General features: G+C 70.6%; 8 protein-coding genes and 1 pseudogene. 2 read left to right on the forward strand and 7 right to left on the reverse strand.

Going from position 1 to position 9,656, the window contains the following annotated elements:
* Positions 1 to 193 (reverse strand): annotated as a pseudogene (locus tag M7D61_RS05835) (hypothetical protein); the annotation flags it as partial.
* A 23-nt stretch (positions 194 to 216) separates the two neighbouring features.
* Here M7D61_RS05835 and M7D61_RS05840 point away from each other — a divergent pair.
* Entirely contained in the window at positions 217 to 1,083 is an 867-nt protein-coding gene (locus M7D61_RS05840; protein WP_298228507.1) for an A/G-specific adenine glycosylase, read from the forward strand.
* Between the two features lie 36 nt (positions 1,084 to 1,119).
* A complete protein-coding gene (locus tag M7D61_RS05845) occupies positions 1,120 to 2,034 on the forward strand; it encodes a DnaJ domain-containing protein (protein WP_298228509.1) in 915 nt (304 codons plus the stop codon).
* A 74-nt stretch (positions 2,035 to 2,108) separates the two neighbouring features.
* On the opposite strand, the gene rbfA is transcribed toward M7D61_RS05845, so the two are convergent.
* The 6 genes from rbfA to M7D61_RS05875 all read right to left on the reverse strand — a co-directional run.
* Positions 2,109 to 2,555: a 30S ribosome-binding factor RbfA gene (gene rbfA, locus M7D61_RS05850; RefSeq protein ID WP_298228511.1), complete on the reverse strand. Its 447-nt coding sequence runs from the start codon at positions 2,553 to 2,555 to the stop codon at positions 2,109 to 2,111.
* 28 nt (positions 2,556 to 2,583) lie between these two features.
* Entirely contained in the window at positions 2,584 to 5,238 is a 2,655-nt protein-coding gene (gene infB, locus M7D61_RS05855) for a translation initiation factor IF-2 (protein WP_366083801.1), read from the reverse strand.
* Between the two features lie 144 nt (positions 5,239 to 5,382).
* Positions 5,383 to 5,628, reverse strand: coding sequence for a YlxR family protein (locus M7D61_RS05860; RefSeq protein WP_298228515.1), 246 nt, complete (start codon positions 5,626 to 5,628; stop codon positions 5,383 to 5,385).
* A gap of 110 nt (positions 5,629 to 5,738) precedes the next feature.
* Entirely contained in the window at positions 5,739 to 6,752 is a 1,014-nt protein-coding gene (gene nusA / locus M7D61_RS05865) for a transcription termination factor NusA (protein ID WP_298228517.1), read from the reverse strand.
* Between the two features lie 134 nt (positions 6,753 to 6,886).
* Positions 6,887 to 7,918: an LLM class flavin-dependent oxidoreductase gene (locus M7D61_RS05870; protein WP_298228519.1), complete on the reverse strand. Its 1,032-nt coding sequence runs from the start codon at positions 7,916 to 7,918 to the stop codon at positions 6,887 to 6,889.
* A 40-nt stretch (positions 7,919 to 7,958) separates the two neighbouring features.
* Positions 7,959 to 9,656, reverse strand: a 1,698-nt coding sequence (locus M7D61_RS05875; RefSeq protein WP_298228521.1) for a proline--tRNA ligase, incomplete at its 5' end; no start/stop codon positions are given.

Raw genomic sequence — 9,656 nt, forward strand, 5'->3', positions numbered from 1 at the left:
CGGCGCGGAACGCCGCCTCGTCGCCCGCGACGCTCGCGCGCACCACCTCGCGCCCGCTCGCCCGGTAGGCGTCGGCCAGCTCGTCGGCGATGCGGGATGCCCCCGAGCCGGCAGCGCCGTCGACGCCGATGGCGAGTCGGCCGCGCGAATAGTGCTGGTCGATCTCCTCGCGCAGCTCGTCGATGGCGTCCACGACGGGCAGCCTACGCTGGCAGCGTGCATCCGCTGGCCGCCGCGATCAACGCCTGGTACGCGTCGGCCGGGCGCGACCTGCCCTGGCGGCACGCGGATGCCTCGCCCTGGGCGATCCTCCTCAGCGAGGTCATGCTGCAGCAGACCCCGGTGAACCGGGTGCTGCCCGCCTGGACCGCCTGGATGGCGCGCTGGCCGACGCCGACCGACCTCGCCGCCGTGCCGCCGGGCGAAGCGGTGCGGGCCTGGCAGCGCCTCGGCTACCCCAGGCGGGCGCTGCGCCTGCACGAGTGCGCGAGCGCGATCGTCGAGAGCCGCGGCGGCGAGGTGCCTGCCGACGTCGACGCCCTGCTCGCGCTGCCCGGCATCGGCGACTACACGGCACGCGCCGTCGCGGTGTTCGCGTTCGGACAGCGGCATCCGGTGGTCGACACCAATGTGCGCCGTGTCATCGCGCGGGCTGTCGACGGCAATGCCGAACCCGCTCCCCCGGCCTCGCGACGCGACCTCGCGGCGACCGAGGCACTGCTGCCGGAATCCCCCGCCGACGCCAAGACCTTCTCGGTCGCGATCATGGAGCTCGGCGCGCTGGTCTGCACGGCGCGCGTCGCCCGCTGCGGCGACTGCCCGGTCGCCGCCCTCTGCGCCTGGCGCACCGCGGGATTCCCCGCCTACGACGGCCCGCGGCGCGCCGTGCAGGCGAAGTACCAGGGCAGCGACCGCCAGGTGCGCGGACTCGTGCTGCGGGAACTGCGCGCGAGCCATCGACCGGTGACGGACGCCGAGCTCGCACCGCTGTGGACGGATGCCGCGCAGCTGGTCCGCGCAGTGGACGGCCTCATCGCCGACGGGCTCGCCGTGCGGGCCGGGGACGGGCTCGCGCTGCCGTAGAGCGGCCGACCAGCCGCGCCACGGTACCCTGGGCCGGTGCAGGAAAGCCCGCTCTCGGCGTCGCCGTACGAGATCCTCGGAGTCGGCGTGCACGCGGACGACGACGAGCTGCGACGGGCGTACCGGCGCCGGCTGCGCGAGACGCACCCCGACATCGGCGGATCCGCCGATGCCTTCCGCGCGGTGCAGGAGGCGTGGCAGCGCATCGGTACCCCCGAAGCGCGCGCCGCCTACGACAGCGGGCGCCCCGAGCCGACGGCCGACGACGGCTACGCCCCGCATCACCCCGGAGCAGACCGCCCGCATGGCGACACCCGGCCGCGGGCGCGCTCGTACGGGCATCCCGGTGGATGGCGCCGTGAGCGCTACCTCGCCATGATCCGCGAGTGGGTCGGGCGCGGAACCGAGATCGACGACCCCTACGACCCCGCCCTGGTCCGCTCGGCCCCGTACGACATCCGCCACACCCTCGCCGATGCCCTCGCCGAGGAGGCGACGGCCCGCTCGCTCGCGGGGCTCGGCATCGGCTACACGATCTGGCACGACGTCGCAGCCCTCGACGGCGGCAAGATAGATCACATCGTGCTCGGGCCGACGGGCCTGTTCGCCGTGCAGTCCGAGGACTTCGGCGGCGCTGTGACACTGCGCAGGGGCGAGATCGTCGGCGCCGGCGTGGAGGGCAGGCCGCTCCACGAGCTCGAGACCCGCGCCCGCAGGCTCGGCCACGCGTTCGGGGTCACCTTCGCCGGCATGATCGTCGTGCTGCCGGATGACGCGCTCGACCAGAGCGTCGTCGAGGCGGGCCGACTGCACGGCGCCGCCCTACTCGTCGTGCAGAGCTCGGTGCTCGTCCACCAGCTGCGCACCGGCGTTCGCGACGTGCCGCGGGCGGCCGGGGTCGACCTCTTCGAGGTGCGCACCCGGTTGCAGCAGGGCGTCAGGTTCGTCTAGACCGCGAGAAGCAACGATTCAGAGCCACCGGCTTCGCCGGGAGCCGGAGGCGGGAGTCCACCGGACTCCCGCCGTCACTCGTCTTCGGGTTCCTCGTCGTGCGATCTCGGCTGGACGTACGGGTCCGGCTCGCCGGCGTACTCCGCCCCATCCGCGAGGGCGGCCACCTCGGCGTCCCGGGTCGCCGCCTCGCGCAGCAGCGCGTCGATCGCCGCGGCGTTCTCGGGAATGGCATCGGGAATGAACTCGAGCGTCGGCGTGAGCCGCACCGAGAGCTGGCGGCCGACTTCGGTGCGCAGCATCCCAGTCGCCGCCTTGAGGGCGGCGGCGGAGTCGGCGCGCTCCTGCTCCGAGCCGTAGACCGTGAAGAACACGCTCGCGTGCTGGAGGTCGCCCGTCACCCGCACATCCGTGATCGTCACGAATCCGAGGCGCGGGTCGCGCAGCCCCTTCTCAAGCCGCTGCGCGATGATCTCGCGGATGCGGTCGGCCATCTTGGCGACGCGGTCGGCACCTGCCATGGGAACCTCCGGGCGGAGAAGCCGCGCGCTAGACGCGCAGCTTCTCCTTCATCTCGATGGTCTCGATCTCGTCGCCGATCTGGATGTCGTTGAACCTGCCCAGGCCGATGCCCGCTTCGAAGTCGGTACGCACCTCGGTGACGTCGTCCTTGAAGCGGCGCAGCGATTCGATCGCCAGGTTGTCGCCGACGACCACGCCCTCGCGGATGACGCGCGCCTTCGCATTGCGCGTGATGACGCCGCTGCGCACCACGACACCGGCGATGTTGCCGAACTTGGAAGAGCGGAACACCTCGCGGATCTCGGCCAGACCCGACTGGACCTCTTCGAACTCGGGCTTGAGCATGCCCTTGAGCGAGTTCTCGATGTCCTCGATCGCGTTGTAGATGACCGAGTAGAAGCGCACGTCGACACCCTCGCGCGCGGCGCGCTCGCGGGCCTTGACGTCGGGTCGGACGTTGAAGCCGATGACGATCGCGTTGTCGATCGTCGCCAGGTCGATGTCCGACTCGGTGATCGCGCCGACGCCGCGATGCAGGATGCGCAGCTGGACGCTGTCGTCGACCTCGATCTTGAGCAGAGACTCCTCGAGGGCCTCGACTGCACCCGAGACATCGCCCTTGATGATGAGGTTGAGCGACTCGACCTTGCCCTCTTCGAGAGCGCGGGTGAAGTCCTCCAGGCTGATGCGCTTGCGAGCCTTGGCCAGCTGCGCGTTGCGCTCAGCGGCCTCGCGCTTCTCGGCGATCTGGCGGGCGGTGCGGTCGTCGTCCGTCACGATGAACGTGTCTCCGGCGCGCGGGACGCTGGAGAGGCCCTGCACCTGCACCGGGCGGGACGGCAGCGCCTCGGGGACGGCGTCGCCGTTCTCGTCGAGCATCGCGCGGACACGGCCGTACGCGGTTCCCGCGACGATCGAGTCGCCGACGTGCAGCGTGCCGGACTGGATGAGGACGGTCGCCACCGAACCGCGGCCCCGGTCGAGCTTCGCCTCGATGGCGACGCCGCGCGCGGCCTTGTCGGGGTTCGCACGGAGGTCGAGCCCGGCATCCGCGGTGAGCAGTACCGCGTCGAGGAGCTCGGCGATGCCGATGCCGTCGCGCGCCGAGACGTCGACGAACATGGTGTCGCCGCCGTACTCCTCGGCCACGAGCCCGAATTCGGTGAGCTGCTGGCGCACCTTGGCCGGGTTGGCATCGGGCTTGTCGATCTTGTTCACGGCGACGACGATGGGCACATCGGCCGCCTGCATGTGGTTCAGCGCCTCGATCGTCTGCGGCATGATGCCGTCGTCCGCCGCGACGACGAGGATCGCGATGTCGCTGACCTGCGCCCCGCGGGCGCGCATGGCGGTGAACGCCTCGTGGCCCGGGGTGTCGATGAAGGTGATGGCGCGCTCGAGGCCCTCGTGCTCGGTCCACACCTGGTAGGCGCCGATGTGCTGGGTGATGCCGCCTGCCTCGCCCGCGACGACGTTGGTCTTGCGGATGGCGTCGAGGAGGCGCGTCTTGCCGTGGTCGACGTGGCCGACGACGGTGACGACCGGCGGCCGCACCTGCAGCACGTCGTCGTCCTCGTCCTCGAGCTCGGCGTCGAGGTCGATGTCGAAGCCCTCGAGGAGCTCCCTGTCCTCGTCCTCGGGCGAGACGATCTGGATCTTGTAGCCCAGCTCGTCGCCGAGGATCTCGAAGGTGGCCTCGTCGAGCGACTCGGTCGCCGTCGCCATTTCGCCGAGGTGGAACAGCACCGTGACGAGGTTGCCCGGGCTCGCGTCGATCTTCTCCGCGAAGTCGGAGATGGAGGCGCCGCGGCGCAGGCGGACGATGGTGCTGCCGTCGCCGCGAGGAACGCTGACGCCGCCGAGCGTCGGGGCTTCCCGCATCTCGAATTCCTGGCGCTTCGTCCGCTTCGACTTGCGCGCCCTGCTCTTGCTGCCGCCACGGCCGAATGCGCCGGCGGTGCCGCCCCCGCGACCACGACCGCCGCCACCGCCGGGACGACCGGCGAAGCCGCCCGCGGGTGCGCCCGTGCCGGCGCCCTGGCGGAATCCGCCGCCGGCACCGCCCGGACGCGGAGCTCCGGGACGGCCGGGTGCGCCGGGACGACCGGTGCCACCGGCAGCACCCTGGCGCTGGACGCCCTGACCGGGGCGCGGGGCACCCGGACGCGGGACGCCCGTTCCGCCGCCGGGGCGCGGGATGGCTCCGCCGCCGGGCCGCGGGATGTTGGCCGGGCTCGGGCGCTGACCCATGCCCTGGCTCGAGGCGAACGGATTGTTGCCCGGGCGCGGGCCGGCAGGGCGCTGACCCATGCCCTGGCTCGAGGCGAACGGGTTGTTGCCCGGGCGCGGGCTTCCGGAAGTCGGCCGCGGGGAATCCGGCTTCGGCGCCTCAGCGTGCGCTGCCGGAGCCGCCGGCTCGGCCGTGGGTGCGGGTGCGGGTGCTGGTGCGGGTGCCGCCACCGGAGCGGCGACGGGTGCGGCGGGCGGCTCCACGACCGGTGCCGGCTTCGGCGCCGCAGGGGCAGGCTTCGCCACCGGAGCCGAGTCCCCGGCCGCCTTGGTCACGATCTCGGGGTGCTCGCCGACGTACGACTTGAGCTTGCGCACCGCCGGCGGCTCGATCGTCGACGACGGAGTCTTGACGAACTCTTTCAACTGGTCGTTGAGGATCTCAACCGCCATCTTGCTCTCGATGCCGAGCTCTTTGGCGATCTCGCTCACGCGTGGTTTGACAGCCACATTTCTCCTAATCCGGGGCCTGCCCCCGGATCAGGGCAGGCGTTAGTGGTGGACGGGTCTCATTTCGAGCCGCTCATTAGTTGTCCATCAGCCATTCAGCCTGTTCTCTAGTGGCCGCGCGTCGAGCGGGGCCGTGGTGCGAAGCGCACGCCCGAAAGCGTGGCGCCCAAGCGCCTTGCGAAAGCAGTCCATGGTCGGATGCAGCCACGCGCCCCTGCCGGGAAGCCGGGATCGCTCGTCGGGAACGAGTTCGGAACCCAAGGCTACGACCCTCAGAAGCGAGGACCGGGGGGAACGGGAACGGCAGCCTACGCACGTTCTGATCGGTTCCATCCTAGACCTCACTTCACACCGGGCCGACGGCCCCTCGCGTCTCGCACTCTGCCGGATCGACGGCGGATGCCACCGGCATCCGCCGGGGCTGCCGCCTTTCGCGAAGACCGTTATTCAGCCCTATCAGGCTGAATATCGATCTTCGCGCCCGTGAGCTTGGCGGCCAACCGGGCGTTCTGGCCCTCTTTGCCGATCGCAAGCGACAGCTGGTAGTCGGGCACGAGCGCGCGCACCGCCTTGATGCTCTCGTCCACGACGAAAGCTCTGGTGACCTTCGCGGGGCTCAGCGCGCTGGCGACGAACGTCGCAAGATCCGGCGAGTAGTCGACGATGTCGATCTTCTCGTTGTTGAGCTCCGCGGTGACGGAGCGCACCCGCGACCCCATCTCGCCGATGCAGGCCCCCTTCGCGTTCACGCCGGGCTCGGTGGCCCTGACCGCGATCTTGGTGCGGTGGCCGGCCTCGCGCGCGAGCGACACGATCTCGACCAATCCGCTCGCGATCTCGGGCACCTCGAGCGCGAAGAGCTTGCGCACCAGCGCGGGGTGGGTGCGCGAGACCGTGATGGACGGGCCCTTGAGGCCCTTCTCGACCTTGGTCACGTAGACGCGGATGCGGCTGCCGTGGGCGTACTCCTCGCCCGGCACCTGCTCCTCCGGGGGCAGGATCGCCTCCACCGCGCCGAGGTCGACGTGAACCATGCGCGGGTTCGGGCCCTGCTGGATGACCCCGGCGACGATGTCGCCCTCGCGGCCCTTGAACTCGCCGAGCACGGACTCGTCCTGGATGTCGCGCAACCGCTGGTTGATGACCTGCTTGGCCGCGTAGGCCGCGATGCGGCCGAAATCGCTGGGGCTGTCCTCGGCCTCGCCGACGACGTTGCCCTCGTCATCCAGTTCGGGAACGAACACGGTGACGTGCCCGGTCTTGCGGTCGAGCTCGACGCGAGCGGCGGGCGCGACGGGGGCTGCTGCCGCGTCCCCGTGGGGGCGGCGGTGGTCCGCCTGGCCGGTGTGCTTGAGATAGGCGGTGAGAATCGCCTGCTCGATGATGTGCGCCAGTTCCTCGAACGGGATCTCGCGCTCGCGCTCCATCTGTCGAAGCACGCTGAGGTCGATGTCCACTCTCGGCCTCCCCTTGTCCAGTCGTGTTCAGTTGAGCCCGCCGGCAGACGCGGGTTGACCCGCCAGCCTACCGGACGGACCGATTCCCACGCCAGGAGCGGGCTGAGCATCCGCTATGGACCGGCTAGGACCTGTCAGCGCCAGCCGAGCTCGGGCGCGACGTATTTGAGTATCGAGTCGAGGGCATGCAGGTTGTACTCGACACCGAGCTGCGAGGGGATGGTGAGCAGCAGGGTATCCGCCGCCTGGATCGCCTCGTCCTGCTTCAACTCCTCCACCAGCTGGTCCGGCGGGCCGGCATAGGAACGCCCGAAGATCGCCTGGCCTACGTCGGGGATGCCGCCGACCTGGTCCGCGCTCTCCCGGTCATGCCCGAAGAACTGCCAGTCCTGCTCGTCCACCAGGGCGAAGATACTGCGACTCACCGAGACGCGCGGCTCGCGCTCGTGCCCCGCCTCCTTCCACGCCGCGCGGTAGGCCTCGATCTGCTTGCGCTGCTGCACGTGGAAAGGCTCGTTCGACTCGTGCACGACGAGGGTCGACGACTGGAGGTTCACGCCCAGCTGCGCCGCCCATTCCGCCGTCTTCTGCGAGCTGGCACCCCACCAGATGCGCTCGTGCAGACCCGGCGACTGCGGCTCGATGCTCAGAGGACCGGCGTGGGGGTTGGGGAACATCGGGCGCGGGTTGGGCTCGGCGAACCGCGCACCTTGGATCGCGCTGAGGAACACCTCGAAGTTGCCGCGCGCGAGCTTCTCCCCCGAGGGGTCGTCCTCGCGGGGCTGATAACCGAAGTACCGGTAGCCGTCGATCACCTGCTCGGGCGAGCCGCGCGAGATCCCGAGCTGCAGCCGTCCGCCCGAGATGAGGTCGGCGGAGGCGGATTCCTCCGCGGCGTAAAGCGGGTTCTCGTACCTCATGTCGATCACGCCGGTGCCGATCTCGATGCGGCTCGTGCGCGCACCGATGGCAGCGAGCAGCGGGAAGGGGTTGCCGTGCTGATGGGCGAAGTGGTGGACCCGGAAGTACGCCCCGTCGATGCCGATCTGCTCCGCCTCCACGGCGAGGTCGATCGCCTGCAACAGCATGTCCGACGCGCTGCGCGCCTTGCTGTAGGGCGAGTTCGTCCAGTGGCCGAACGAGAGGTAGCCGATCTTCTTGGTCACAGCTCAGCCAACCGCTCGAACGCCCCGAATATGCCCGCGGTCACCCGAGCGACGCGATCGCCTCGGCGACGGGAAGCGAGACGCGCTCACCCGAGCGGCGATCCCACACCTCGACGACGCCACTCGCCGCGTCGCGCCCGGCGACGATAACGCGCGGCATGCCGATGAGCTCGGCATCGGCGAACTTCACGCCCGGCGAGACCTTCTCGCGGTCGTCGTAGAGCACCTCCAGGCCCGCGATCTCGAGTTCCTCGATGAGGGATTCCGCGAGGTCATAGGCCGCCGGATCCTTGCCGGTCGCCACGACATGGACGTCGAACGGGGCGACGGCGGCGGGCCAGATGAGGCCGCGATCGTCGTTGTTCTCCTCGGCGATGACCGCGAGGATGCGCGTCACCCCGATGCCGTAGGAGCCCATCGTGACGGTGACGAGCTTGCCGTTCTCGTCGAGCACCTGCAGACCGAGGGCCTGAGCGTACTTGCGGCCGAGCTGGAAGACGTGACCGATCTCCATGCCGCGCTCGATCGACACCGGGCCGGAGCCGTCCGGGGCGGGGTCGCCGTCGACGACGTTCGAGATATCGACGGTACCGTCGGCCGCGAAGTCGCGGCCCGCGACGAGGTCGAAGGCGTGTCGGCCGGGCTCGTTGGCGCCGGTGATCCAGGCGGTGCCGTCGACGACGCGGGGGTCGAGGAGGTAACGGATACCGGTCGAGCCGGCCTCGCCGAGAACCGCTTCGCCGCCCCTGACCGGGCCGATGTAGCCCTTGACGAGGCCGGGGTTCTTGGCGAAATCGGCGTCCGTCGCCGCCTCGACCGCCGCCGGCGCGAACGCGACCTCGGCACGCTTCTCGTCCACCTCGCGATCACCGGGAAGGCCCACGACGACGAGGTCGCGGGTGCCGTCGAGGTGCGTGAGCGCGAGTACGACGTTCTTGAGGGTGTCGGATGCCCGCCACGGGCGGTCCGCGCGAGGGTGGCCGACGTTCGCGGCATCCACCAGCGTCGCGATCGTGGGGGTGTCGGGGGTGTCGTGGACGACTGCCGCGGGCAGGCCGTCGACAGCGATCGGGCGGCTCGGCAGGGTGCGGAACGCCTCGACGTTGGCGGCGTAGCCGCCCGGTGACTGCACGAAGGTGTCCTCGCCGACGGGGGTGGGGTGGAGGAACTCCTCGGAGCGCGAGCCGCCCATCGCGCCGGCATCCGCCTGCACGATGACGTACGAGAGGCCGAGGCGCGTGAAGATGCGCTCGTAGGCGTCGCGCTGCCGCTGGTAGCTCTCGGCGAGGCCCTCGTCGGTGTAGTCGAAGGAGTAGGCGTCCTTCATGGTGAACTCGCGGCCGCGCAGGAGGCCGGCGCGCGGGCGGGCCTCGTCGCGGTACTTGTCCTGGATCTGGTAGATCGCGAGCGGCAGGTCCTTGTAGGACGAGTAGAGGTCCTTCACGAGCAGGGTGAAGACCTCCTCGTGCGTCGGCGCGAGCAGGTAGTCGGCACCCTTGCGGTCCCTGAGACGGAAGATGCCGTCGCCGTACTCGGTCCAGCGGTTCGTGATCTCGTACGGCTCCCGCGGCAGCAGCGCCGGGAAGTGCACCTCGAAAGCGCCGGCCGCGGCCATCTCCTCGCGGATGATGTGCTCGATCTTGGCCTTGACCCGGAGGCCCAGCGGCAGCCACGCGAAGATCCCCGGCGCCTGACGGCGGATGTAGCCGGCGCGGACGAGGAGGCGGTGGCTCGTCAC

The organism is Gryllotalpicola sp., assembly GCF_027352875.1.
Taxonomy (GTDB): domain Bacteria; phylum Actinomycetota; class Actinomycetes; order Actinomycetales; family Microbacteriaceae; genus Gryllotalpicola.

Excerpts from the sequence above, each read along its gene's own strand:
- rbfA (WP_298228511.1), bottom strand. The coding sequence starts at position 2,555 with ATGGCAGGTGCCGACCGCGTCGCCAAGATGGCCGACCGCATCCGCGAG.
- infB (WP_366083801.1), bottom strand. The coding sequence starts at position 5,238 with ATGGCGGTTGAGATCCTCAACGACCAGTTGAAAGAGTTCGTCAAGACT.
- M7D61_RS05860 (WP_298228515.1), bottom strand. The coding sequence starts at position 5,628 with ATGGAACCGATCAGAACGTGCGTAGGCTGCCGTTCCCGTTCCCCCCGG.